25 protein-coding genes are annotated in these 25,509 nt (G+C 60.1%); 19 read left to right on the top strand and 6 right to left on the bottom strand.

Annotation, left to right across the window (positions count from 1 at the left end; translation table 11 throughout):
- Nucleotides 1–222 precede the first annotated feature (222 nt).
- The 12 genes from EAV92_RS14510 to EAV92_RS14455 all read left to right on the top strand — a co-directional run bounded on the left by EAV92_RS14510 (nt 223) and on the right by EAV92_RS14455 (nt 13,889).
- Nucleotides 223–2,766, top strand: a complete 2,544-nt coding sequence (locus EAV92_RS14510) for a beta-mannosidase (protein ID WP_123041771.1) — start codon at nt 223–225, stop codon at nt 2,764–2,766.
- 72 nt (nt 2,767–2,838) lie between these two features.
- Nucleotides 2,839–3,594 carry an alpha/beta hydrolase gene (locus EAV92_RS14505; protein ID WP_123041770.1) on the top strand — a complete coding sequence of 252 codons (756 nt, stop codon included), beginning with the start codon at nt 2,839–2,841 and terminating at the stop codon, nt 3,592–3,594.
- A 149-nt stretch (nt 3,595–3,743) separates the two neighbouring features.
- Complete coding sequence (locus tag EAV92_RS14500) at nt 3,744–4,859, top strand: CpaE/TadZ family protein (RefSeq protein ID WP_123041769.1); 1,116 nt, start codon at nt 3,744–3,746, stop codon at nt 4,857–4,859.
- Complete coding sequence (locus EAV92_RS14495; protein WP_241158275.1) at nt 4,831–6,072, top strand: TadA family conjugal transfer-associated ATPase; 1,242 nt, start codon at nt 4,831–4,833, stop codon at nt 6,070–6,072. Before EAV92_RS14500 ends, EAV92_RS14495 begins: the two co-directional genes overlap by 29 nt.
- Complete coding sequence (locus tag EAV92_RS14490) at nt 6,069–6,809, top strand: type II secretion system F family protein (RefSeq protein WP_123041767.1); 741 nt, start codon at nt 6,069–6,071, stop codon at nt 6,807–6,809. Before EAV92_RS14495 ends, EAV92_RS14490 begins: the two co-directional genes overlap by 4 nt.
- 4 nt (nt 6,810–6,813) lie before the next feature.
- Complete coding sequence (locus EAV92_RS14485; protein ID WP_123041766.1) at nt 6,814–7,653, top strand: type II secretion system F family protein; 840 nt, start codon at nt 6,814–6,816, stop codon at nt 7,651–7,653.
- 21 nt (nt 7,654–7,674) lie between these two features.
- On the top strand, nt 7,675–7,872 hold the full coding sequence (locus tag EAV92_RS14480) for a Flp1 family type IVb pilin (RefSeq protein ID WP_123041765.1): 198 nt from the start codon (nt 7,675–7,677) through the stop codon (nt 7,870–7,872).
- A gap of 18 nt (nt 7,873–7,890) precedes the next feature.
- Nucleotides 7,891–8,574, top strand: a complete 684-nt coding sequence (locus EAV92_RS14475) for a hypothetical protein (RefSeq protein ID WP_123041764.1) — start codon at nt 7,891–7,893, stop codon at nt 8,572–8,574.
- Nucleotides 8,575–8,657: 83 nt separating this feature from the next.
- A complete protein-coding gene (locus EAV92_RS14470; RefSeq protein ID WP_164472782.1) occupies nt 8,658–10,829 on the top strand; it encodes a hypothetical protein in 2,172 nt (723 codons plus the stop codon).
- Nucleotides 10,792–11,730 (top strand): hypothetical protein, encoded by a 939-nt coding sequence (locus EAV92_RS14465; RefSeq protein WP_123041762.1) that lies wholly within the window; start codon nt 10,792–10,794, stop codon nt 11,728–11,730. Before EAV92_RS14470 ends, EAV92_RS14465 begins: the two co-directional genes overlap by 38 nt.
- Before the next feature lie 13 nt (nt 11,731–11,743).
- A complete protein-coding gene (locus tag EAV92_RS14460) occupies nt 11,744–12,244 on the top strand; it encodes an A24 family peptidase (protein WP_123041761.1) in 501 nt (166 codons plus the stop codon).
- A 13-nt stretch (nt 12,245–12,257) separates the two neighbouring features.
- Entirely contained in the window at nt 12,258–13,889 is a 1,632-nt protein-coding gene (locus EAV92_RS14455) for a DUF6382 domain-containing protein (RefSeq protein ID WP_123041760.1), read from the top strand.
- A gap of 8 nt (nt 13,890–13,897) precedes the next feature.
- Here EAV92_RS14455 and EAV92_RS14450 read toward each other — a convergent pair whose 3' ends face one another.
- The 3 genes from EAV92_RS14450 to EAV92_RS14440 all read right to left on the bottom strand — a co-directional run bounded on the left by EAV92_RS14450 (nt 13,898) and on the right by EAV92_RS14440 (nt 15,729).
- A complete protein-coding gene (locus EAV92_RS14450; RefSeq protein WP_123041759.1) occupies nt 13,898–14,812 on the bottom strand; it encodes a TIGR01777 family oxidoreductase in 915 nt (304 codons plus the stop codon).
- 18 nt (nt 14,813–14,830) lie between these two features.
- On the bottom strand, nt 14,831–15,226 hold the full coding sequence (locus EAV92_RS14445) for a hypothetical protein (protein ID WP_123041758.1): 396 nt from the start codon (nt 15,224–15,226) through the stop codon (nt 14,831–14,833).
- A 68-nt stretch (nt 15,227–15,294) separates the two neighbouring features.
- Nucleotides 15,295–15,729, bottom strand: a complete 435-nt coding sequence (locus tag EAV92_RS14440; RefSeq protein ID WP_123041757.1) for a DUF2621 family protein — start codon at nt 15,727–15,729, stop codon at nt 15,295–15,297.
- 133 nt (nt 15,730–15,862) lie between these two features.
- Here EAV92_RS14440 and EAV92_RS14435 point away from each other — a divergent pair, with 133 nt between their 5' ends.
- From EAV92_RS14435 to ppnP, 4 genes are all read left to right on the top strand, one after another.
- Nucleotides 15,863–16,993, top strand: coding sequence for a deoxyribonuclease IV (locus EAV92_RS14435; RefSeq protein WP_123041756.1), 1,131 nt, complete (start codon nt 15,863–15,865; stop codon nt 16,991–16,993).
- 40 nt (nt 16,994–17,033) lie between these two features.
- Nucleotides 17,034–17,933 carry a formyltetrahydrofolate deformylase gene (gene purU, locus EAV92_RS14430; protein WP_123041755.1) on the top strand — a complete coding sequence of 300 codons (900 nt, stop codon included), beginning with the start codon at nt 17,034–17,036 and terminating at the stop codon, nt 17,931–17,933.
- 74 nt (nt 17,934–18,007) lie between these two features.
- Nucleotides 18,008–20,014: a transketolase gene (tkt, locus tag EAV92_RS14425; protein ID WP_123041754.1), complete on the top strand. Its 2,007-nt coding sequence runs from the start codon at nt 18,008–18,010 to the stop codon at nt 20,012–20,014.
- Nucleotides 20,015–20,046: 32 nt separating this feature from the next.
- Nucleotides 20,047–20,370 (top strand): pyrimidine/purine nucleoside phosphorylase, encoded by a 324-nt coding sequence (ppnP, locus tag EAV92_RS14420; RefSeq protein ID WP_123041753.1) that lies wholly within the window; start codon nt 20,047–20,049, stop codon nt 20,368–20,370.
- A gap of 67 nt (nt 20,371–20,437) precedes the next feature.
- Here the strand turns inward: ppnP and EAV92_RS14415 are convergent, their stop codons facing one another.
- Both EAV92_RS14415 and EAV92_RS14410 read right to left on the bottom strand, forming a co-directional pair.
- The gene (locus EAV92_RS14415; protein ID WP_123041752.1) at nt 20,438–21,712 is read right to left on the bottom strand and encodes an NAD(P)-binding domain-containing protein; all 1,275 of its coding nucleotides are present in this window, start codon (nt 21,710–21,712) and stop codon (nt 20,438–20,440) included.
- A 69-nt stretch (nt 21,713–21,781) separates the two neighbouring features.
- Nucleotides 21,782–22,333: a CGNR zinc finger domain-containing protein gene (locus EAV92_RS14410; protein ID WP_123041751.1), complete on the bottom strand. Its 552-nt coding sequence runs from the start codon at nt 22,331–22,333 to the stop codon at nt 21,782–21,784.
- A gap of 156 nt (nt 22,334–22,489) precedes the next feature.
- Between EAV92_RS14410 and EAV92_RS14405 the strand changes: the two genes are divergently transcribed.
- The 3 genes from EAV92_RS14405 (at nt 22,490) to EAV92_RS14395 (ending at nt 25,172) form a co-directional block, all read left to right on the top strand.
- Nucleotides 22,490–22,981, top strand: coding sequence for a DinB family protein (locus EAV92_RS14405; protein ID WP_123041750.1), 492 nt, complete (start codon nt 22,490–22,492; stop codon nt 22,979–22,981).
- Between the two features lie 138 nt (nt 22,982–23,119).
- On the top strand, nt 23,120–24,469 hold the full coding sequence (locus tag EAV92_RS14400; RefSeq protein ID WP_123043736.1) for a glucose-6-phosphate isomerase: 1,350 nt from the start codon (nt 23,120–23,122) through the stop codon (nt 24,467–24,469).
- Nucleotides 24,470–24,488: 19 nt separating this feature from the next.
- Nucleotides 24,489–25,172, top strand: a complete 684-nt coding sequence (locus EAV92_RS14395; protein WP_123041749.1) for a TerC family protein — start codon at nt 24,489–24,491, stop codon at nt 25,170–25,172.
- Here EAV92_RS14395 and EAV92_RS14390 read toward each other — a convergent pair.
- Nucleotides 25,169–25,429 carry a YkgJ family cysteine cluster protein gene (locus EAV92_RS14390; RefSeq protein ID WP_123041748.1) on the bottom strand — a complete coding sequence of 87 codons (261 nt, stop codon included), beginning with the start codon at nt 25,427–25,429 and terminating at the stop codon, nt 25,169–25,171. The genes EAV92_RS14395 and EAV92_RS14390 overlap by 4 nt on opposite strands.
- Nucleotides 25,430–25,509: the final 80 nt, after the last annotated feature.

Here is a 25,509-nt window from a genome sequence, read left to right as displayed (position 1 = left end):
TAATTAACTGACTGCCCCGCTGAACGCCGAAATAACGCGCCACGCGCGCTAAATCGGGCACATTCCTCACCCCAATGCGCCGAGACCCAGTAACTAACCCGGCCCCCTGTGTTATGCCGAAAATTAGCTCCCAACAAATTAGTTTCTTTATATTCTTGTTTTGTTAGTTATATGTTATAGTTTTCTCATAACAAATAACATCATAATGGAGCTGGGACATCGATGGTCGATCGCAAACTGGTGTTGAATAACTGGCGCTTCCGGGCGGCCGACGAAACAAGCTGGCAACCGGCTCAGGTGCCCGGCTGCGTGCATACGGATTTGCTGCGCAACGGCAAGATCGAGGATCCTTTTTACGGAACGAACGAAAAGGACCTGCAGTGGATCGACAGGAAAGATTGGGTATACGAAACCGAATTCGACGTTCCGGAGAACGTGCTGTCGCAATCGATGCGGGAGCTGGTATTCGAAGGCTTGGACACCTATGCCGAAGTTTATTTGAACGATCAGCACCTGCTTTCGACCGACAACATGTTCCGCACGTACCGCGCGGAAGTCCATCACCTTCTCCGTGCCTCGGGCAACAAGCTGAGCATTACTTTCCGATCCCCGATCCAGGAAGGCCTGGCGAAGCTCGAAGCCTACGGTTACGGACTGCCGGCGACCAACGACGATTCCGTGACCGGAGGACTCGGGGACACCAAGGTGAGCGTGTTCTCGCGTAAAGCGCCTTATCATTTCGGCTGGGATTGGGGCCCTCGCTTCGTCACCAGCGGGATTTGGAGAGATGCCGCACTGTGCGGCTGGTCCGGATACCGGATCCGCGACCTGTTCATCCGACAAGAAGAAGTCTCGGAAGCCTCGGCTCGGTTCACCGCGGTGCTTGAGATTGAAGCGGAAGCCGCCGGAACGGTACGGTTGAACGTATTCGCGGAAGGCTTCGAACAAGCAAAAGAAGTAAAGCTGGCAGCCGGCGTTCAAACGGTGGAAATGGCGGGCGAGATCCGCGATCCGAAACTGTGGTGGTGCAGAGGGTACGGCGAACCGAGCCTGTACGATTTCAAAGCGGCCCTCACCGTGAACGGCCAAACGATCGACGAAAGAGCCGTCCGTACGGGCCTTCGCTCCATCCGTCTCGTCCGCAATCCGGATACGCACGGAACTTCGTTTTATTTCGAAGTGAACGGCGTTCCGGTATTCGCCAAAGGCGCGAACCATATCCCGAACGACAGCTTCGTGACCGAAGTGACCTATGAGCGCTACCGCCATGAAGTCGCGAGCGCCGCGGAGTCCAATTACAATATGTTGCGCGTATGGGGCGGCGGCATCTACGAGCATGACATGTTCTATGAGCTGTGCGACGAGTACGGCATTCTCGTTTGGCAGGATTTCATGTTCGCGTGCAGCATGTATCCCGGCGACGAAGCATTTCTCGCAAACGTGAAACGGGAAGCGGAAGACAATATGCGCCGGCTCCGGAAACATCCGTGCATCGCGCTGTGGTGCGGAAACAACGAGATCGACGGCGCATGGTCCCACTACAACGAAGAGGGCGGCTGGGGCTGGAAAAAGCTGTACACGGCCGAGCAGCGCGAGCGCATTTGGGCGGATTACGAAGCCGTGTTCCATGACGTCCTCCCGGAAGTCGTGGAACGAATGGCACCCGGCGCCGACTACTGGCCGTCTTCGCCGATGCAGGCGCTTACGGGGGACATCGACCAGCACGCGACGAAATCGTCCGCGCACGGCGACATCCATTTTTGGGCGGTTTGGCATGAGTCCGAGCCTTTCGAAAATTACAACCATAACATCGGCCGCTTCATGAGCGAGTACGGCTTCCAGTCGTTCCCGGAATACAAGTCGGTCCGCGCGTACGCCCGCGACGAGGACATGGAACTGGAATCCGAAGTGATGCTGCATCATCAAAAACACAAAAGCGGCAACCAGCTGATCCGCGAGTATTCCGGCATGTACCTGAAGGAGCCGAAGGATTTCGTGTCCTTCCTCTACATGAGCCAAGTGCTCCAGGCCGAAGCGATGAAAATGGCCATCGAAAGCCATCGCCGCCGCAAAGGCTTCTGCATGGGCACGCTGTATTGGCAGATCAACGACTGTTGGCCGGTTGCCTCTTGGTCCAGCATGGACTACCTGGGCCGCTGGAAAGCCGTTCAATATTTTGCCCGGAAAAGCTTTAAAGAAGTGCTGCTGTCCATCGCGGAGACGGAAGGGGAGGTAGCGTTCCATGTGGTTTCGGATCTGCTTCGTCCCGTTCAGGGCACCCTCATCGTCCGGCTGCTGGATTTCGAAGGCCGTGTGCTGAAAGAGCAAGCGGTGCCGGTAACCGTCGAGTCCAACGCGGCTGCCGTCGTTTTCTCGTTGCAGAGCGCGGAGTGGCTGGAAGGCCATCCGTCGGACGGGGTCGTGCTGGCGGCCGAATTGGCGGAAGACGCCGGAGATTCACTGGATACGACGGAGCACTATTTCGTTCCTTCCAAGCTGCTCGCGCTCGAAGCGCCGGCCATCACGGCAACGGAAGTCGAAGGCAGCGGAGGAGCGACGTTCGTGCTGACAACGGACCGGCTGGCCAAGCAGGTGTATCTGGAAGCGGACGTCGACGGCATTTTCAGCGACAACTTCTTCGATCTCGTGCCGGGCATTCCGAAAACGGTGACGTTCCGCAGACGCGACGACGGCGCGATTCCTTTCGTACAAGGAACGCCGGGCCGTCTGACGGTGAGGTCGATGGCCGATTTCGCCAAAAGCTGAGGACGAGGCTGGACGCCCGGCTTCGCGGTCGGTTACGATAAACGGGATTCGTGATTCTCGAGGAGGATTCATATGGCGTTTTTCCAATGCGATTTTTATTCGAACGTACTCGGGATGGCGATGACGATGAACGTCATATTGCCGGCCGCGCCCGCGGGAACCCGGTATCCCACGCTTTATTTGCTGCACGGGTTGTCCGACGACCATTCGATTTGGCAGCGCAGAACCTCGATTGAACGGTACGCGGACGAGTATGGAATCGCGGTCGTGATGCCGAACGGCCACCGGAGCTTCTACACCGATATGAAGCAGGGGCACCGGTATTGGAGTTACATCAGCGAGGAAGTGCCCGCTTTGGCGAAATCGTGGTTCCCGTTATCCGAGGAGCGCGACCGTACGTTCGCGGCGGGTTTGTCGATGGGCGGATACGGCGCTTTTAAGCTGGCGCTTCGGCGTCCGGACGTGTTTTCCCACGGAGCCAGCCTGTCGGGCGCTCTGGACATGGCCAACCGCTGGACGGATGACGATTTCTTTCCGGATGCGGAGTATCGGCGCATTTTCGGCGGCCGCGAGGAGCTGCAAGGAAGCGATGACGATCTCTTCACGGTGGCGGAGAAGCTGGCGGCGTCCGGGGATGCGAAACCCCGTTTATTCCAAAGCTGCGGGACCGAGGATTTCCTCTTCGACATGAACGAGAGGTTCCGGGACCATGCAAACGCGCTCGGATTCGATCTGACGTACGAGGAAGCGCCGGGCGGGCACGAGTGGGGTTATTGGGACACGCACATCCAGCGCGTGCTGGAATGGCTGCCGATCGAGAAAAGGTAAAAAGCGTTTCGTTCGCTCGTTGACGTTTTTGGAAGATCATGGTATGATTTCGATACGAATTTGGACAGGAAAAGCGGAAGCACCGCAAATTCCGGCACGAGCCGGGGTTTGCGGTGTTTTTGTTTTGTCCGGCTTGGAGGAGGGGTGGGATGAACCGGAAAATCGTGCTGGCGATCCCGAACCGGGAGTATGCCGCGCGTCTTGCCGAATATTTGCGGGAGACGGAGCCGGGGTGGGATGTCACCGCGTTTACGCACGAGACCGCCCTTCGGCTGCGGCTCCAGGAGCCCGGCGGGATCGATGCGCTGGTCGGCTTTCCTTCATTGTTGAAGCAGGCGGAGTCTTGGCTGGGTGCCGGCGTGCGGAAGGCCGCTCTGGTGGAAGATCCGGGACAATCGAAAAGGGAATGGCCGGAACTGCGGCTGTATCAGCCCCTTCCCGTGGTCGCCGCGGGAATCCGCGGACTGCTGTCGGAACAGTCGCCGGCCGTACAGGGGGGATGCCGCTGGCTGACCGTTTTCTCCGCGTCGGGCGGAGCGGGCAAGACGACGGCCGCATTGAACGTGGTCCGGCAAGCCGGGGAGAGAGGGCTTCGCACCCTTTATCTGAATTTGGAGACGGTCAACGTCACGTCCCGGCTCTTCGGCAACGTGGAACCCGATAGCCTTTCGCGGCTTTTGTACGTCCTGCAGTCGGATTCCGGGCGGTTTGCCGAGCAGTTGGAACGCTCCGTACGCCACCATTCCATCCTGAGGGCGGACATTATCGACGCGCCCGATCATCCCGGAGAGAGGCTCGCGATGACGCCCGAACTGGTGGCATCTCTCGCCGAGCGCTTGCGGGAATCGGGAAGATACGACCTCGTGGTGGCGGACCCGGACTGCGGCGCGACTCCGTGGCATGCCGCGCTGCTCGGTTTGAGCGATCGGGTGGCTTGGCTGGTGACGGACGATTGGCAGTGCCTGGGCAAAGCGGAGAAGCTGCTGGAATTCTGGCGCCGAGAGGCCGAGACAGGCTGGTCCGCCAACGTTTCGTTCGTGCGAAGCAAAACGCAGGGAAGATGGATGAATCCCTGGCGTTTGCCTTCCCCGCCGGCCGCCGAGCTGCCCTACGTTCCCCAATGGAAGGGGACCGACGACCCGGGCAGGATTTTCGGGTCGGCGGCATACAGCGGCGGGGTCGATGCGCTTCTGGACGGTTGGGGATGGGAGCGGGGAAGGAAGGGGGCCTTGTCCGGTGGAAGTCTGGAGCCTGCCGCCCGATGAGCTGAACGTCGTCCGGGACGCGGTGCGCTCCCGGCTGGCGTGGGACGCCGCCGTAACGGACGGCGAATTGAAGAAGTTGATCGAGACGGAGTTGTTCCGCAGAGAGACGGCCCGGAGGTGGACCGCGGCGCAGCGCAAAGCCGCGGTGGAACGGCTGTTCCACTCTTTCCGCGGCTTGGACGCCTTGCAGCCGCTGCTTGACGATCCTGCCGTAACGGAGATCATGATCAACCGGCATGACGAGATTTACGTCGAGCGCGGGGGCGAACTGAGCTACTCCGGAATTTCCTTCGAGTCGCCCGATCGGCTGGAGGATTTGATCCAAAGCGTCGTCGGCCGCGTGAACCGCATGGTGAACGAAGCCTCGCCCATCGTGGACGCCCGGCTGCCGGACGGTTCCCGGGTGCACGTCGTGCTCCCTCCGGTGGCGCTCAAAGGTCCTTGCGTCACCATCCGGAGATTTCCGGACCGGCCGCTCGGCATGCGGGATCTTCTTGCCGCCGGCGCATTGACCGAAGAGGCGGCTGCCATGCTTCAGACTTTGGTGGCGGCCAAGTACAACTTGTTCGTCAGCGGCGGCACGGGTTCGGGGAAGACGACCTTCCTGAACGCGTTATCGGAAGCGATTCCCGCCGGCGAGCGGATCATCACGATCGAGGATGCCGCGGAGCTGCGGCTGAAAGGCGCATCGCATTTGGTGTCGCTCGAGACGCGCAACGCGAACAGCGAAGGAAAAGGAAGGATCACGACGGCCGAGTTGATCCGGGCGTCGTTAAGGATGCGGCCAAACCGGATTATCGTCGGCGAAGTAAGGGGAGCGGAAGCGTTGGATATGCTGCAGGCCATGAACACGGGCCATGACGGGAGCTTGAGCACCGGCCATGCGAACAGTCCGAAGGACATGATTTCCCGTTTGGAGACGATGGTGTTGAGCGGCGCCGATCTGCCGATCCAGGCGGTGAGAAAGCAAATCGCTTCCGCTTTGGACGTGATCGTGCATCTGAGCCGGTTCCGTGACGGCAGCCGGAGGGTGACGGACATTTGCGAGGTGGAGTCGTCCCTGACGGAGGGAGACGTGGCGCTGCGGCCTCTGTTCCGATTCGAGGAAGAAGGAGAACGAAGCGGCCGGGTCATCGGAAGGCTGAAGAAGGCCGGGGAGCTGGCGGATACCCGCAAGCTCGTATTCGCGGGGATCCGGGAGGCGGCGGAATGATCGATTACGCCCGTTATGAGCTCAGTAAAGGGCAGCGTGCGGGAGCCGCGGTTGCGGGCTGCCTCTTCTGCTTCGCAGCGGCATGGATGCTATGCCGGCAACCCGTCGTGTCGGTTCTGGCTGCTCCTGTCGGCCTGGGCTATCCGCGATTGTTGCGCAAACGGCTGCAAGCCGGGCGCAAGCTCAAGCTGCGCCTTCAGTTCAAGGAGATGCTTCAAGCGCTCTCTTCGCTGCTCGCGGCCGGCCGGTCGGTCGAGAACGCTTTTCTCGGCCTGGAGAACGATCTGTCGATCCTGATCGCCGATGCCCGTTCCGACTTGCTCCGCGAGCTTCGCGCCATTTCGGTCCGGCTTCATAACGGAGAGCCTCTGGAGCCGATGCTTCGGGATTTCGCCGGGAGGTCCGATTCGGAGGAAATCCGCCATTTTTCCGAAGCGTTCACGGTTTCCAAACGGGCGGGCGGCGACTTGATCGAAATCGTCCGCGGCACTTCGCAGCTCATCGCCGAGAAATTGGACGTGGAGTTGGAAATATCGGTGCTGATGTCCCAGAAGAGATTCGAGTCCCGGATCATGATGACCATGCCGTTCGCTTTCATCGGATTCCTCGGTTTTTTCGCGCCGGAGTACATGGAGCCGCTTCGCCACGGCGTCGGGTGGCTGTTGCTGTCCGTCTGTCTGGGATTGTTGGGACTTTGCTGCTGGTGGATGGTCAGGATCATGAGCATCGAGGTGTAGCGGGATGTGGAGCGGGATCGTATTCGGGCTGCTCTCCGCGCTCTACGGCGGTCTTATCCTTTGGTCCTCCGGTTGGCGGGTGCCGCGCCGCCTGCCGACCGGGCAAGAATGGGCCGTGCCGTTTCGAGAGGCGTTGAGGCGAAGCGGGTCGTTCGAACGCTTGCAGCCGATGCTGCAGAACCACCGCTTGCGAATCGCCGCGCTGGAAGGCGGATGTACGGCGGAGCGGCTTCTCCGGTGGGTTGCGGAAAGCGCCGCGATCGCCTATGCCGCTTGCTCGGCCGCTTGGGCATTGGCGTCGGTCGCCGGCAATCCGGCGCTCGGCGGGGTCGGGTCTCTGGTCGGAGTTTGCATTCCGATGCTTCGGGCGCGCGACTTGAACCGTCAGACGGAAAATCGCAAACGCGGCATGCTGATGGAACTCCCGGTGCTGCTTAGCCGGCTTCTCGTACTTGTGCACGCGGGGGAGCCCGTAAGGCAGGCGCTGGCGCGGTGTTTGGAGCGCCGGCCGTCCGGCGGTCATCCGCTGTACGGCGAGCTTCAAGCCGCGGTCGCGGCGATGGATCGAGGGGAAAGCATGGGCCTGGCGTTGGAGGAGTTCGGCAGGCGCTGCGCCATTCCGGAGGCAAAGCTTTTCGCCGCGGTGCTGCTGATGAACGCCAAACGGGGAGGAGAATCGCTCGTGCCCGCGCTTCGCGACCTTACCCGGCAAACGTGGGAGAAACGCAAAGCGGCGGCCCGCACGCTGGGTGAGCAGGCGTCGACCAGGCTGGCGTTTCCTTTGGCGGTGATCTTTCTGTTGATCATCGTTTTGGTCGGCGCGCCCGCGATTTTCGTGATGTAAACATGAGGGAGGGATCGGATCATGGCTTGGTTGTTACGCGCTTGTGGGCACCACGTTCGAAGGTTTAGGCGGGAAGAAGCCGGGATCGGGACGCTTGAGATCGTGCTGATCGCCGCCGTGTTGATTTTAGTCGCCATTTTGTTCAAGGATTGGATCCTGCAATTTATCCGGGATTTGATGGGGTCGGCGGAGGACAAGGCCGGCACGATATTCGATTAAGCGGGGAGGTTCGAGGGGATGGTTGCCGGCATTCGCGCTTTACGCCGTTTCGGGAGCGGCGAGCAAGGCTCCATGACGCTGGAGGGAGCATTGGTGTTTCCATGGGTCCTGCTCACGACGCTTCTTCTGATTCTGTTTTCCGTCGGGATGCTGGAGAAAGCCCTTCTCTATTATTCCGCTTCCGCCGAAAGCGGCCGCGCGGCATTCGCCTGGTCCCATTCCTCCGCTTCCGGGAAAACGGGCGGATATCCGTCCGGAGGATACGACGGTTTATATTGGAGGCTTGGCGACGACGCTTTGTTGGCGGGAGAGCTCGGTATGTCTGCTGATGGGAACGGCTCCCGCGTGGATATCGGAAACGGTGGCGGGGAGGACGGATCGCCGGCGGAGAAGAAGCTTCGCAAATCGGCGGAAGCCTTTCCCTCCTTCGTGGGCGGGGAGCTAAAGTACCGCAATCAGGGCTGGCTCCGAACCGTGTCCGTCGATGCGTCGGGCGGTTTGATACCGACGCCGGTGCTGCGTTTTCGGAATTCGGCGGAGACTCGGCATTCGGCTTCGGTGTCTTCCACCGTGACGGAACCCGCGGAATGGATCCGCACGTTTCAGTCGGTCCGTTATTTCCGGGAGAAAATGCGCAAGAAAGGACAGAGCGCGGAGACTTACCGGCAGAAGGCGGCGAGTGTGCTGGCCGGAAAACGATGAGCGGGGAGAAGCGTGGCCGGCGTTCGGGGACAAATTCGGCCGGGAGCGTATCCGTTTATTTTATTTCGGTAACGGCGGCTTTCATGCTGTTAACTTCCTTGCTCATCGACTTCTCTCGCATCGCCGCTTTTCGCCACATGGCCGAACTCGCGGTTCAGTCGGGCGCCCGTTCCGTACTCTCTTCTTTCGACCCTGTCCTCTATGAAAATTACGGTCTGTTCGTAAGAGGGGGAGAAGACGCGAACGAGCTGTTCCGAACGGCGGCCGAAGGGTATTCGGCGGGAGGAGATAGCGGCGGTGCGCTGCCTTTCCTCGCTTCGGAATGGACAGAGACGGACGTGACGGAAAGCCGTCCGCTTGCGGATCATGACGTCTTTCGCCGGCAAGTGCTGGAGGAAATGAAATACAAGGCGCCCGTCGACCTGGCGCTGGAGTTCGCCTCCCGGTTCCGGGGCGTGGCTCCGGCGATGAAAGAAGCCGCGGCCACCGTCGGTTTGCTGGAGCGGATGCGCAAGGCATACGACCACCGGGAAGCGGCGTTGAATGAAGCGTTGAAGTCGCAGTCAAGCGGTGGAGAGCAGACGGTCTCCATTCTCCGCAGTCTGGCTCCGTATCCTTCGCCGGATTTGAACGGCAGTCTGCCGGCGGGCGAAGTCGGGAACGCGGCGGATGCGGCTCTCCGTTACGCGGACTATGTCGCCATGCGGCAGGAGGATGAAGCGGCGGCTCGCGAGGAAGCGGAAAAGCCCGGATCCGTTGCGGAGCCGAAGCCGAAGCCGAATCCTGGAAAGCATACGGCAGCAATCGCCGCGTATGAGTCCGGCACGGCTTCGCTCGCGGCGGAGCTCGCGGGAGCGGCTGCACGTGCGCGCGCAGCGGCGGAGTCCTCCTATCACGAAGCGGTGGAAGCCTGGAGGCGCGCATCTGCCGCCAACGAAGAGATGCGAAAAATGGCTGCCGAAGCGGCGGTTTCCGATACGGCGGACGGACCGGCGAGTGCCGTAACGGACGAAAGCCAACAGGAATCCGTCGATTCCGGGAAAGTGGAATCCGTGGCGGAAATCCGGAGGACGGCGCAATCGCTCGTGTTGGAGGAAGCCTTTTTCGACCGTTACGAAGCGGAATTGTCAAACCAACGGGATCGGGGATTGCAATTGGTCGGTGCAGCGGAAACCGTATCGGCACTTCTTCACAACGTGCCATCCTCAAAGGGAATGGAAGCAACGCTTCGCCAAGAAGTTGGCCGCTTGCTGTCCGCTTTGAACGGTTACGCCGCTGATTATGGCGCAAACGGCCTCGTTCTGCGGGAACGGGAAGCTTCCTTCAATCTCCATCGGACAGGTGACGCGGAACGCAAGGCTTTCGAGAAGCAAGCGAAGGCCGAATGGTCCGGCTGGAACGGACTTATCGGCGGGTTCCGCAAGCTGCAAGGCACGCCGGAAGAACGGGAAGCGTTCGGCAAGCTTGATCGCTTGTTCCGGGAAAACTCCGATCGGAACCGTAACGCCGAAGAGGCCGCTACCCGTGCCGGCGATGCTGAGGACCCTTCTGAAGCAAGGGATGAAGCACTGGAGAAAGCCGGCGGCTTGTTGGAAGGCTTGGAAGGTTCGTTGACCGGGGTTCGCGACTCGCTCTTTTTCTCGGAATATGCGCAAGCCCGTATGACGCGCTTTGAGCCGGCTCAAGCCAAGCGGCTGCTGGAGGGCGGCTCCGCGGGATTATCTCCGGATCGCCAAGAGGAGGAGTACATCCTGTACGGATTCGCGACTCCTTCAGGCAATCTGGCGGCGGCGTACGGGGAAATTTTCGCTCTCCGCCTGGCCGTGCGAACGATGGAAGGGCTGATCGAGAACCGCGGCTTGGGACATCCTTTGCTGATTTTGGCCGCGGCACTCGCGTACGGGGTCCGCAACGCGATCGCGGACGTGCGCATGCTGCTGGACCGGAACGCGGTTCCGTTGTCCAAGTATTTGAAAGCCGAGACCACTTACGAGGATTACCTGCGGCTTTTCTTGATCACGCAAGGCGGCGGATCAGCGATCGCATTATCTCGAGTCATCGCGGCGATCGAGTACCGAACCGGACTGAATTTCGCGGAGGCCTATACTTACGCGAGCGCGGAAGGAACGGCTTCGCTAAAACTGTGGTTTTTTCCCGGATTGCTGAAGGTGCTCGGCCGGACCGGGCAGCTTGGAGGAACGGTGAAGGGGAACCGTTATGAGGCGACTTACGCGGCGGATCACTCTTATCAATAACCGCGGCGCGGCAAGGGAAGAGGGAAGCGTCGCGCTGGAAACGGCATTGGTGATGCCCGTCTTCCTGATGCTCGTTTTCTTGCTTCTTTTTCTCGTTCAAACGGCGATCGTCGCGATCGCGATGCAGGGGGCTTTGACCCAGACGGTCCGTTTGGCCGCGTCGTCCTGGTATCCGATCACGCTCTCGCAGCAAGAAAAAGTAGAGACGGCTCCCAGCGAGAAAGGTGAAGCGGGAAACGCCCAGGGAGACATCCGGGAAACGGTCGGCGAGCTAGCGGAATGGCTGCCTTCGCCGCTGGGCGATTGGGCGGAAGCTTTAGCGGACGGCAGACGGTTCCTGAATGAGGAGGCGGCTAAAGCCGTCTTGGAACCTTTGGCCCTAAAACTGTCGGATGCAAGGGTGTTGGCCCCGGAACGGTTCCGGGTAACTTCCGTCGATCTTCCCGAGGAAGACGGCGTTTCCGCCGCATTCCTTACGGTGCAAGCGGAATACCGGCTGCCTTTCCGCGTGCCGTTCAGCGGAATGCCCTTGACGATCCGGGCCTCCGCCCGTGAACGAGTCTGGTCCGGCGGTTCGCCTTCCCGGGCAAGGGCACAGGATACGGAAACTTCGGAACTGGACATTGCGTTCGTCTCCTTGGAGCCGAACCCCGTCCGCCCCGGGAGGAAAGCGACGTTGGTGTTGCGTACGCAGCCCGGTACCTCTTTGGATTTGTCCGTTCTCTACAAAAGCGGAAACAGCCAGGCCAAGCACTTGGGGCAAGCCGTCGCAGACGGATCCGGCAGGATTTCGTGGACATGGCACGTCTCGGGCAACACGACGTCCGGCGAATGGAACTGGACGGTCCGAGGAGAAGGCGGAGCGAGTTTCTCGATGCCTTTCCGGGTCGAACGCAAGTAAGGGGGAGAGAAAGTTGGATGTTCGGATTACCGTCGCCCTTATGGTCCTGACCGCGGCAGCCAGTTGGACGGATCTTCGCCGCATGCGAATCCCGAATGTGCTGACCTCGGGCTTTGCGGCCGGCGGGTTCTTGTATCATGCCGTATCCGATGGATGGGCGGGGGCCTTGCACGCAGCGGGCGGCGGAGCCGCCGGGTTCCTTCCGCTGCTGCTGCTCCATAGGTTCGGCGGGATGGGCGCGGGAGACGTGAAATGGTTCGGCGCTTACGGAATTTGGGCGGGCGCGGCGGCGACGGTTCAACTGGTGGTCACTTCCATCCTGCTTGCGGGCGGCATCTCGGTTTTTTTGCTGCTGCTCCGTCTGCGGATGATTCGCCGCTGGGGAAGACGGCTTCCGTGGCCTTGGGGACGGCACCCCGCCGAATCCGGGAAAGGCGCCGCGTTTCCGTTCATGCTGGCGGTGGCGCCTTCCGTAATTGCGCTGTTATCCGGCGCAGGCGTAATCGCGTTTTAGAGGAGGCAGGGACGTGGACAGATTGAAGGTTCGCTTTGAACAGAGAAGGGGACATTATTTGGTCATGGAAGGCGAGCCGCCCTTCTCCCGGGGAGATTGCGACGAATTTCAATTGCGGATGCTGCTCTCCTGCGAGGTTCCGGGATTGCTTAGGCTGGAAACCGAAGAAATCGACGGCAGCCTTTCCTTTCGTTATGCCTTGTCCGGCACGCGGATGCTCTCCCAAGCGATGCGGACGGAGAAATGGACGATGAGCGACTTCATGGGTGCGTTGTGCCGGGTGGCGGAGGTGCTGGAGGATTGCCGGCTTTACGTGTTGGACGCGGACAAGGTTCTCCTGGAGGATGATCGTATCTTCGCGGGAGAAGATTGGAGGGATCTGCGGTTTGTCTATCTCCCCCTGGCGGATAGCCGGCAGCGTCCGGGAAGCGCCTTGGAAGCGCTCATCGTCCGCTGGATGATGCATGTCGCCGACCTGGACGGAATCGCGCTGCAACGGTTGCTGCGCCTGGCCTCCTCGCCGGATTTCAAACCGGCGCTTTTGCGCGGTTTCGCCAGGCAGTATCTGGCGGGAAACGGCGGGACTCCGACGGAAGAAAGCCGCCGGAAGGAGCCGTTCGTTCCGAGCGGGACGGTCGCAGCCGAGCAGCCTGTCGCCCGCATTTCAGCGTCCTCGAGCAGCGGACGCCCCTATCCGATTCCCCCGCCTGCCGTTAAGCACGATGCTGAAGTTCCTGCTTCGGCCGGCACGCTCTCATCCGGCACGCCTTCCCCGTCATGGCGGTGGTTCGAACCGAAACGCGAAGAGGCTCACGCCCACTCTCTGTCCGGTCTTCTCGGACACGATTCGGGGCCGTTCCCGAGCGAGCGGGAGCCGATTGCCGAGGAGGACAATCTGCGCGACTCCGCCGGACGCAGACAGGTATGGCTTGTCTGTGCCGCCATCGGCATTGCCGCGGCCGCGTGGCGTTGGGGCTATGCCGCTCATCCCGAAACGGCCGGGTTGTCGATATCCGCAGGTATCACTTTGGCGGTCGCGCTGGGATATCTCTGGCTGCGGTTCGGCTTCGCCCGAAAGGCAGCGGAGAGGCCATGGAAACCCGTTGAAGCGGAGCAGGAAAGAAAGGTACCTCGGCAGGATGCGTCCGCGTCGCAACGGGCATGGGATATCGCGGATGAGGAGCCGCATCGGCCGACGCCATTGCCGCAGCCGCCTTCACCGCGAATACCGCAATGGCACGGCGATATAGGTCCTCCGGAGTCGACCGGCGGCTTTGCGCGGGAAGCGGAACGCACGCAGCGGCTGGATCCGGAGATGCATTCGGCGGCGCCCGTTTATTACCTGGAATGGGAGACTGCGTCGGGCACCGCCCCGCCCATTCCGTTAATCGCGCCGTCTTTCGTCATCGGCCGTTCCCGGGAAGCTTCGACCCATGTGGACGAAACGCCGGGCGTTTCCCGGGCCCACTTGGAGCTGCAATTCGCCGAAGGCCGGTGGACGGCCAAAGATCTCGGTTCCCGCAACGGCACTTCGTTAAACGGAGTCCAGATGGCAGCTTACGAGGCTTACCCTCTTTCTCCGGATGACGTGCTCGGCCTCGCGGGTTCCCGCTACCGGTTCAAACACGGTGTTCTTCACCATTAGAAAACGCCCTATCGGGTTATATCCCGAAGGGCGTCTTCCAAATTCGGATACGCGAAGCGGTAGCCGTGCTCCATCGCTTTGCGGGGCAGCGCGTACTGGCCGGTCAGTACCAAGGTGCTCATCTCGCCGAGCACGAGTTTCAGCATCGCGCCCGGGACGGGAAACCAATGGGGCCGTCCCGTGACTTTGCCCAGCAGGCGCCCGAACTCGTCGTTCGTGACCGGCTGGGGCGCGACGGCGTTCAGCGGCCCGCGAACGTCCGGATTGTCCAGGCTTAGCAGGATAAGGCCGACCATGTCGCGGACATGGATCCACGGCATTCCTTGCCTGCCGTGACCCATGCGTCCGCCGGCGAACAGCCTGTAGGGCAGGCGAAGCAGCGGAAACGCGCCTCCCTCGCGGGCGATTACCAAGCCGATTCTGAGCTTGACGAGACGCTCGGCCGGAATGCCGTCCGCCGCCGCTTCCCATTGCACCACCGTATCGCCGAGGAAATCGGCGGGACGGGCGGGCGAAGACTCGTCGAAAGGAGCTTGCGAGGCTGTCCCGCCGTCGGAATGCCCGTACAGGGAAATGCCGGACGCATTCACGACGACGGGCGGCGGCGCCTGCATCCGGCGGAAGAGGTCCGCCAATCGCTCGGCAGCTTGTACGCGGGAGCCGACGATGCGCTGCTTCGCCGATGCCGTCCAGCGCTGGTTGATGCTTTCGCCGGCCAAGTTGACCACGGCGTCGAAGCCGTCGAAGCGGCCCGGTTCGGAAGACCACTCGTCCCAGGTGACGTATCGCGGTGACCGTTTATTCCCTCCCGATTCGGAAGGTTTCTTCCGGGTCACGATCCAAACCTCGTCTCCCCTGGCAAGCAAATCCTCCGCCAAGGCCGTTCCGATAAAGCCCGTTCCTCCGCAAAGCAGCAGGCGCATCGGCGCCCCTCCTCACGTTTACTCTTTATCGATCACCGTGATCGTGTTTTCCTTGTATTGAAACTTCACGCTCGTGCCTTCTTCCCACGTGGACACCTTGTCCGCGGTGTCGGCGTCGACTTGGTAGGCGACGGCACCGGCGCCGGTCTCGATCTCGATGGTGTGCCCGTCGATCATGCCGTTGAATTTGCCGGACATGACCTGCGCTTCATCGGAAGAAGGAGAAGGAGAAGCGCTCTCGGTCTCGGTTGCCATAGCGGGACTTGCGCTAGGGCTCGCAGCGCTCGCAGCCGAGGAGCTCGGCGACGCAGCCGCGTCGTTGTCGTTATTGCCGCCTCCGCATGCCGATAGCGACAACGCCATCGTCAATACGGCCGCGCTTAAGGCCAGAGTTTTCATCTTGTTAGCTTTCATGGTAGGACACCTCCAAAAGGTTAAACGAAGATAGGCGGCAAAGGTTTCGGTTTTCCTTGCTTTTCTTCTTATCCGATCAAATGCCGGTAGTCGGAATAATCGATCTCATTCTTGTCCAGGAAATCCTTCAAGCTTCGATGGTCGCGCTTGGGCGTCGCCAATATGTAGCCCTCGATGCAGTGCTTGTCCGTCACCTGGGAGGCGCCGCTTTCCACGGCGACCTGTCCGATTTTCGCCGCGATCGTGTGGCGGGCGATGTCGCGGAAAGCCGAAGGAACGGGAGAAACCAGCTTTTCCAGAAACTCCTTCGATTCTTCCGTCCACAGCGGGCGGCTTCGTTCCACCCAGTAATTTTGCCAATCGAGTTTGGACTTGCCGTCCCGTTGGGGGAGCACCTTCAAAAACTTCCGGAACATGAAATATCCGCCGATCGTCATGAAGAGAACCATCACGATCGTCCAGAACCCGATGGACCACATGAACCAATCCGGGGCGTTTTTCATTCGTTATCACCTCATTTTGAAATTATAGCGGATTTCTAGATTTATTTCGACGTACGCGATACAATAGGGGGTGATTGTTTGGAGTCGTCCCGGCGCGTCCGGGGCGGAGCGGAGAGGCGAAAGGAGTTCGTTTATGCTGAAGATCGGATCCCACGTATCGTTTTCCGACAAAGGCCTGCTTACGGCGACCGGCGAAGCGGTAAGCTACGGTTCCAGCACGTTCATGATTTATACGGGAGCCCCTCAGAATACCCGGCGCAAGCCGATTGACAGCCTGTATATCCCGGAAGGCCGGCAAGCGATGGCGGAGGCCGGAATCGGCGAAATCGTCGTGCACGCCCCCTACATCATCAATCTCGGATCCTACAAGGAAGACACTTACCGTTTGGCGGTAGACTTCCTGCAGGAGGAAATCCGCAGAACGCACGCGATCGGCGTCAAGAACATCGTTCTTCATCCGGGCGCGTACACGGAGAAAGATCCCGAATACGGCATCGCCCGAATCGCAGAAGGGCTGAATGAAGTTCTCGACGGCACGAAGGAATGCGACGTCAACATCGCGCTTGAGACGATGGCCGGCAAAGGCACGGAGATCGGACGAACGTTCGAAGAGCTGGCTTCGATCATCGAGAAAGTTTCGGCGAATGACCGGCTGACGATTTGCATGGACACCTGCCACATCCACGACGCGGGTTATGACGTCGTTAACGATTTCGACGGGGTGCTGCGCAAGTTCGACGACTTGATCGGGTTGAACCGCCTCGCGGTCATTCACGTCAACGACAGCAAAAACCCGCAAGGCGCTGCCAAGGACCGCCACTCGCCGATCGGCTCGGGCTGGATCGGGTTCGAAGCGATCGCGAACGTAGTCCGCAACGACGCGCTGAAGGACAAGCCGTTCGTGCTCGAAACCCCTTGGATCGGCAAAACGGAGGCGACGTCGCGTCCGATGTACGAAGCGGAAATCGCGCTTTTGCGCGGCGACGCGGAGGAGCGGTTCGGCGGCGAGTTCCTGACGGACGTGGAGCGGCTGCACCACTTCTTTACGAAGGAAGACATTCAGCCCCGCAGCTACGTGCTGAACACATGGGAGCTGCTGAAGTCGGACGCCAAAGCGAAAAAAGCGGACCCGCGCGAACCGATCGAGCGTTTGTACGATCTGGTCATCGAGAAGCGGGTGCTGTCCGGCGACTACAGCGAAGAAGCGGTCAACAAGCGCCTGACGGCGTGGTTTGCCGGCGAGAAGTGGCTGGCCAAGCTGTAAAGCTTGCCGCGTGAGGATGACAGGAGGAAACGGAAAGCCCATGAAAGACCAACCCTACCAACCCCAGGCGGGAATCCGCCCGGAGAATGCGGACCGCGCGCGGATGCTCATTTCCTGCCCCGACAAGCCGGGCATCGTCGCGGCCGTCTCTCAGTTCCTGTACGAGCAGGGAGCGAACATCATCCAGTCCGACCAATATACGATGGATCCGGAAGGCGGCATGTTCTTCATCCGGATCGAGTTCGACCTTCAGGATTTGGAGCGTCGGCTGCCGACCTTGCAGGAGGATTTCACGCGGGTATCGGACCGCTTCTCGATGCGTTGGAGCATTTTCCGGGCGAGCCGCCGCAAGCGGATCGCCTTGTTCGTGTCCAAAGAGGACCACTGTCTGCTGGAGCTTCTCTGGCAATGGCAGGCGGGCGACCTGGACGCCGAAATCAGCATGGTGGTGAGCAACCATGACGACATGCGCCAATTGGTCGAGTCGTTCGGCATCCCTTACCATCACGTTCCGGTCACCCCGGATACGAAAGCGGAAGCGGAACGGCAGCAGCTGGAGCTGACGGCCGGCAAAGTCGATCTCGTCGTGCTGGCCCGCTACATGCAGATCATTTCGCCGAAGTTCATCGAACGGTTCCCGAACCGGATCATCAACATCCACCATTCGTTCCTCCCGGCGTTCGTCGGCGGCAAGCCTTATCAGCAGGCTTATAACCGCGGAGTCAAACTGATCGGGGCGACCGCGCATTACGTGACCGAGGAATTGGACGGAGGCCCGATCATCGAGCAGGACGTCCAGCGCGTCTCCCATCGGGAAAACGTCAACGACTTGAAGCGCATCGGCCGCCATATCGAACGTACGGTATTGGCCCGCGCGATCAAATGGCACGTAGAAGACCGTTTGCTCGTGTATCAGAACAAGACGGTCGCTTTCGTATAACCTTCGATGGAAAGACATCGGGCGAGTATACTAGGGCACAATAGTAAAACCGACATAAGGAGGTCTTTCTTCAAATGAGCACCAACATTGACCAATTGTCCGTGACGACGATCCGGACGCTCGCCATCGACGCGATCGAGAAGGCGAAGTCCGGCCACCCCGGCATGCCGATGGGCTCCGCCCCGATGGGCTACCAACTGTTCGCGAAAACGATGAAGCACAATCCGTCGAACCCGCTGTGGATCGATCGCGACCGCTTCGTTCTGTCCGCGGGACACGGCTCCATGCTGCTGTACTCCCTGCTCCATCTGAGCGGTTACGACCTGCCGATGGAAGAGATCCAAAACTTCCGCCAGTGGGGCTCCAAAACCCCGGGCCATCCGGAGTTCGGCCACACGGCGGGCGTCGACGCGACGACCGGACCGCTGGGCCAAGGCATCGCGATGGCGGTCGGCATGGCGATGGCGGAAGCTCAGCTTGCTTCCACGTATAATCAGGACGGCTTCAACCTGATCAACCATTATACTTATTCCATCTGCGGCGACGGCGACCTGATGGAAGGCATCTCCTCCGAAGCGGCTTCGATGGCCGGCCACCTGAAACTCGGCAAGCTCATCGTGCTGTACGATTCGAACGACATTTCGCTCGACGGCGAATTGAACCTCAGCTTCTCCGAGAACGTGGCGAAACGTTTCGAGGGCTATAACTGGCAAGTGCTGCGCGTAGAGGACGGCAACGACCTCGGCTCCCTTGCGAAGGCGATCGCCGAAGCGCAAGCCGAGACGGGTAAGCCGACCCTGATCGAAGTGAAGACGATCATCGGCTACGGCTCTCCGAACAAAGCCGGCAAAGGCGGCCATGCCGGACCGCACGGCTCTCCGCTCGGAACCGAAGAAGCGAAGCTGACGAAAGGCGTATACGACTGGGCTTGGCCGGAGTTCCACGTGCCGGACGAAGTCCGCGCCCATTTCGCCGAAGTGAAGCAGCGCGGCGAAGCCGCGAACGCCGAATGGGAAGCCCTGTTCGCCAAATACAAAGGCGCTCATCCGGAGCTGGCACAGCAATTCGAGCAAGCACTGGCCCGCGAACTGCCGCAAGGCTGGGATGCCGACCTGCCGAAATATACGACCGAAGACAAGCCGCTCTCGACCCGCGTCGCTTCGGGCAACGCGATCAACGGCCTGGCGAAAAACGTGCCTTACCTCGTGGGCGGCTCCGCCGACCTGGAAAGCTCTACGATGACGCACATGAAAGGCCTGCCGGTCTATAAGCCGGGCAGCTACGAAGGCCGCAACATCTACTTCGGCGTGCGCGAGTTCGGCATGGCCGCAGCCATGAACGGCATTTCTCTGCACGGCGGTCTCCGCGTGTACGGCGGCACGTTCTTCGTGTTCACCGACTACCTGCGTCCGGCGGTTCGCCTCGCTTCGATCATGCATCAGCCGGTCGTCTACGTGCTGACGCACGACTCGATCGCGGTCGGCGAAGACGGCCCGACGCACGAGCCGATCGAACAGCTGGCCTCGATCCGCGTCATCCCGGGCCTGACGGTCATCCGTCCGGCCGACGGCAACGAGACGTCCGCAGCTTGGGCGTACGCGCTGCAAAACACGGGCAACCCGGTCGCTCTCGTGCTGACCCGCCAAAACCTGCCGATCCTCGAAGGAACGGCAGAGAAAGCGCGCGACGGCATCTCCAAAGGCGCATACGTCGTGTCCGAAGCCGCGAACGGAGCGCCGCAAGGCATCCTGATCGCAACCGGCTCCGAGGTGCAGCTGGCCGTCGCTTCGCAGAAAGCTTTGGCGGAGCAGGGCGTGCATGTCCGCGTCGTCAGCATGCCGAGCTGGGATCTGTTCGAGAAACAATCCAAGGAATACAAAGAAAGCGTCCTGCCGAAATCGGTTAAAGCGCGCCTCGCGATCGAGATGGCTTCGCCGTTCGGCTGGGAACGTTACGTCGGAGACGAAGGCGCCGTTCTCGGCATTTCCACCTTCGGAGCGTCGGCTCCGGGCGACCGCGTGATCAAGGAGTACGGATTCACGCCGGAGAACGTCGTGGCGGAATTCCGGAAACTCATCTAAATAAATATTGGCAAGGCGGAGGAGAAATCAGGATGTCTCAAGCTCAATTCGACAACGTATCGGTCGTCGCGAAAGCGAATGTGTATTTCGACGGCAAGGTCACCAGCCGCACCGTGCTGTTCCAGGACGGCACGCGCAAAACGCTCGGCATCATGATGCCGGGAGAGTATGAATTCGGAACCGCCCAGAAGGAAGTCATGGAGATTCTGGCCGGCGAACTGACGGTATTGCTGCCGGGCAGCGACCAGTGGATTTCGATTTCCGGAACCGGCGAGTTCACGGTGCCGGCGAACGCCAGCTTCAAGCTGAAAGTCGCCGAAGTGACCGATTACGTCTGCTCCTACCTGGACGCGTAATTTACTTGCAACAATTAAAAATGCAGGACCCCGGCGAAGGGGTCCTGCATTTTTAATTTCACGCTGATTAAACTTCGGTATTCTTCGCAATGTACTCTTTGAGTTGGATCTTCTGGTATAAAGGAAGAGCGGACAGCAGGCAGCCGTAGTGGAACAAGCCTTGTTTCTTCACGATGCGGATGATCCGGCCCGTCATCGGCGGCAATCCGGCTTCCGGCGGCAGATGGATGACGACGAACATGTCGTGCTCAAGCGGGAACGAGGAGGCGATCTGAAGCCCGTCCTCGGAAACGTCGTTCAAAATTCCTTCCACGGACTGGCCGGAGAAGGAGCCTTCCTGCAGCCATTGATAGACGGAAACCATGACCGGGATTTCCAACGGAACCCGGGTCTTCTTGCGGCGGTTTTGCTCCTGCGTCAAAGCCGCTTCCGAAGCGGCGGCGACCGGAGGCTTCAGGTCGGCGATCTGAGCGCCGATCCATTCCTCGTACACTTGCGCCAGCGCGGCAAGATCCGATTCTCCGTGGCCGGCGGACTGGCCGATCTGGAACAGGCTTTTGGCGGTTTCCAGCATCGGGGTGGAGACGCCCATGCCGTCCGTCAGCACGGAAGACAGCTTGAGATCCTTCAGCATCAAAGCCAGCGAGAATTGCACGCTGAAGTCGTGGTCGATGATTTTACGGCCCTTGAGGTCCGCTTGCTTGCTGGCGGCGCCTCCGGACTGGACGATGCGCAGGAAAGCGGAAGCGTCGATGCCTCCTTTGGCCGCGATCGCCATGCCTTCGATCAAACCCGCGGCGTTAATGCCGACGATCGTGTTATGGGCGAGTTTGGCCGTCGTTCCGCTGCCGCTCGGTCCCGTATAGATGATTTCCTTGCCCATAGCGAGAATGATTTCGCGGTTCTCCTCCACGATTTTCGGATCGCCGCCGACCATGAACAGAAGCGTGCCGTCGATCGCGGCCGGTTTGCTGCCGGTGACGGGGGCGTCCAGGAAGTACGAGAACTTGGCATGGATGTCCGCAGCCAGTCTCCTCGAGAGGGATGGAGACACGGTGCTGCTGTCGATGACGGTCGTGCCCGGCTGCAAGCCGCCCAAAATGCCTTGTTCTCCGTAATAAACCTCTTCGACCGCTTGGTCGTTGCTGATCATCGTGATGACGACATCGGACGAACGTGCCGTTTCCAGCGGGGAAGCGGCGGTTTCCGCGCCGAGATGGACGAGCTCTTCGGCTTTTCCGGGGGTTCTGTTGTACACGGTAACCGAATATCCTTTGCGAAGCAGGTTGGCCGCCATCGGCGTCCCCATGACGCCGAGGCCGATAAATCCGATCGTTTTCATGCCAGATTCTCCTTGTCCGAGTGGAATCGTCATAATTCATTTGTATCATAGATCGGGGAGAAACCGAAATCACTTTGTGTCGGATGTTTTCTTCCGGGCCCGAAAACGGCGGACTTTCATCAGGTTGCCGCACATTTTGTCGTCGCAGTACCGTTTGGAACGGTTCCGGGTTTCGTCGTAATAGACCCACCGGCAATCCGGATTGTCGCAGATGCGAAGCCGATCGGATTCTCCCTCCGCCAGAAGGCGTCCGAAGGAAGCCGCGATTTCGGCCGCGATGCCGGTCCAATCCTGCAGAAGGGGCACGGCTTCCAGCGAATAGCCGGATTCCTGCGCCGCGACCCTGCGCACGATCGGCCCGGCTTCCAGGAAACGATTTAACGTCTCCAAGTCGGCTGGCTCTGCCGATTCCCCGGCCGCGAACGCTTCAACGATTCGCAGCATCGATTCTCTCAGCCGTTTCAGGGCTTGCAATTGTTCGCCGGACAAGGGACCGGGGTCAGTCAGCCCATAGCCGGCGAGCTGCTGCGCCAGCCATCCGGGCTTGTCCAGCCGGTCCTCGGACCGGCCTCCGCCCCTCCAGTCGTGATAGTCGCTGTTCAGAAAGTCATCCCATAACACGGCCGCGCCGCCTCGCTTCCTACTCTATTGCGTAATTGTAACACCCGTAAATTAATTTCACTAGTTACTTGTCGCGGCCGGCGGACCGTGGTACATTACATTTTGTAACGGGTAATTATTTATTAGATGGTTACATATAACGAGGAGGCAGGATCGATGAACAGAGTGGAATTGCTGCTGAAGGGTTGGGATTTCAGCTATGGCGAGGAGGATTGGTATCCGCCGCTGAAGCATGCCCTGAACGGGTTGACGGCCGCGCAGGCCGATTGGCGCCCCGAAGGGTTCCAAGTGAACTCGATCTGGCAGAACGTCAACCACCTGATCTTTTACAAAGAACGGCTGCTGAAGAGATGGACCGGGGAAGAGACGGAGTACCCTTCCGGCGTGACGAACGATGATACGTTCGCGGTCCCGTCGACCGAGGAGTCCGATTGGCAAGAAACGGTCGCCAGGCTGGAACGCGTGCAGCAAGGCATCCGGGGCAAACTCGCCGCGCTGTCCGAGACGGAGCTGGAAACCGCGATTCCGAGCCGCAAGCTGGAGGATTGGGCGCACAGCCTCATCCGGCATGACGCCTACCATACCGGTGAAATCATCCAACTCCGTAAAATGCAAGGATCGTGGCCGGCCAGACGTTCCTTCGAGTAAGCCGCGAAACCCCGGATTGCCCGGTCTCAATAAACCCCGTTCTCCATCCGGAGAACGGGGTTTTGCTTGTGCGGAAGGAAAAATTTGAGTATGCTAAAAGATAAATTTGACCGAAGGAACCGAAAGGGGATTTTCGCGGTGAGCAAAAGCATTCGTTTCGACTATTCCAAGGCTCTGCAGTTCGTGGGCCAGAACGAGGTCGACAATCTAGCGCCGGCGGTGAAGCTGGCGCATGAGCAGCTTCATAATGGAACAGGGGCAGGCTCCGACTATCTAGGCTGGATCAACCTGCCGACCGATTACGACAAGGAAGAGTTCGCCCGCATCAAGAAGTCGGCGGACAAGATCCGTTCCGACTCCGACGCGCTGGTCGTCATCGGCATCGGCGGCTCTTACCTCGGCGCCCGCGCGGCGATCGAAATGCTGCAGCATTCCTTCTACAACACGTTGTCCAAGGAGCAGCGCAAATCGCCGCAAATTTTCTTCGCCGGCAACAACATCAGTTCCACGTACGTGACGCATCTTCTTCAGGCGCTTGAAGGCAAAGACTGGTCGATCAACGTCATCTCCAAATCCGGCACGACGACCGAGCCCGCGATCGCCTTCCGCATTTTCCGCGAAGCTCTGGAGAAGAAATACGGCCGCGAGGAAGCCCGCAAACGGATCTACGCAACGACGGACAAGGCCCGCGGCGCCCTGAAGAAATTGGCGACGGCCGAAGGCTACGAGTCGTTCGTCATTCCGGACGACGTAGGCGGCCGCTATTCCGTGCTTACGGCCGTCGGCTTGCTGCCGATCGCCTCGGCAGGGATCGACATCGAAGCGATGATGCAAGGCGCGCGCGACGCTTCGGCGCAATTCAACAACCCGAACCTGAGCGAAAACCAGGCTTACCAATATGCTGCCGTCCGCAACGCCCTGTACCGGAAAGGTAAAACGGTCGAAATCCTCGTCAACTACGAGCCGGGCCTGCATTTCGTATCCGAATGGTGGAAGCAGCTGTACGGCGAAAGCGAAGGCAAGGATTACAAAGGCATCTACCCGGCATCGGTGGACTTCTCCACGGATCTGCACTCGATGGGACAGTTCATCCAAGAAGGCAACCGCATCATTTTCGAAACGGTGCTGCAGGTCGGCGAAGTCGCGGAGCAAATCACGATCCAGCGCGACCCGGACGATTTGGACGGTTTGAACTTCCTGGCCGGCAAAACGCTCGATTTCGTCAACAAAAAAGCGTTCGAAGGAACGCTTCTCGCGCATACCGACGGCAACGTGCCGAACCTGATCGTCCACTTGCCGGATATCTCCGCCTACTCGTTCGGCTATCTGGTGTATTTCTTCGAAATCGCCTGCGGAGTCAGCGGATATCTGCTCGGAGTCAACCCGTTCGATCAGCCGGGCGTCGAAGCGTACAAGAAGAATATGTTCGCGCTGCTCGGCAAGCCGGGCTTCGAAGAAGAGAAGAAAGCGCTGGAAGCGCGGCTGTAAGCCGGGTTGAGAGGAACCCATGAATACCGAATGGCTGCTTGCCTTGCTGCAACTCATGCTGATCAACATCGTTCTGAGCGGGGATAACGCGGTGGTCATCGCGATGGCGTGCCGCACTCTCGAGCCCGCCCAGCAGAAGCAGGCGATTTTCTGGGGAACGTTCGGTGCGGTCGCCCTCCGGTTGGTGCTGACCCTCGTAGCCGTATGGCTGTTGAGGATTCCGATGGTGGAGGCGGCCGGCGGGCTGCTTCTCCTCTACATCGCGGTGAACTTGCTTAAAGGGGAAGAGGAAGAGGAGCATGCGAAGAGGCGGCTGACGATGGGACAAGCCATCCGCACAATCGTCGTCGCCGACGTCGTCATGAGCCTGGACAACGTCGTGGCCGTGGCGGGGGCCGCGCAGGGCGACTGGCTGCTGATCGGCATCGGCCTTGCCGTCAGCATCCCGCTCATCATTTGGTGCAGCAGACTGCTGACCTCGATCATGAAACGTTTCCCGATCCTCGTATGGCTTGGGGCGGGCTTGCTCGGCTACACGGCCGGCGAAATGCTCGTCAAGGACGAATGGGTGCACGGATGGCTGGAGCCGCTGCTTGCCGACAACATGTTCATCGTTTCTGTGCTGACGACGATCTTCGTCATCGTCCTCGGCTTCGCGGCTTCCCGCAGGTCTCCCAAACATGCGCACGGGGAAGGTTCCTAATCCCCGGGCGAGGTCGCTCGCTCGAGTTCGGCCAGAATCCGGAACGCGTCTTCATCGCGTTCGCCGCACATTTCCACAGACGCCTGCAAGCTGCTGCAGACGGCCGGCCTTTCGGGCCGCCCGAACAGCTTGCAGGCGTTGTTTTCGTTCAATTGGACGCAGCGGGTGCCCGCCGGTTTGCCTTCGGGCATGCCGGGAATGGGAGAAGAAATGGAAACGGCGATGCAGCAAGCTGCGCAACCGACGCGGCATTCCATGTGCCGGTCACCTCCGGAGAATCAGTATTCTCACCATGGTAGTACAGTCGAGTCCGAATGGAAAGAGCGCTATAATGGAA

It is taken from the genome of Cohnella candidum (assembly GCF_003713065.1).
GTDB lineage: Bacteria > Bacillota > Bacilli > Paenibacillales > Paenibacillaceae > Cohnella > Cohnella candidum.
Note: the sequence above shows the minus strand (reverse complement) of the source record. Positions and strands in the feature narration are given on the sequence as shown.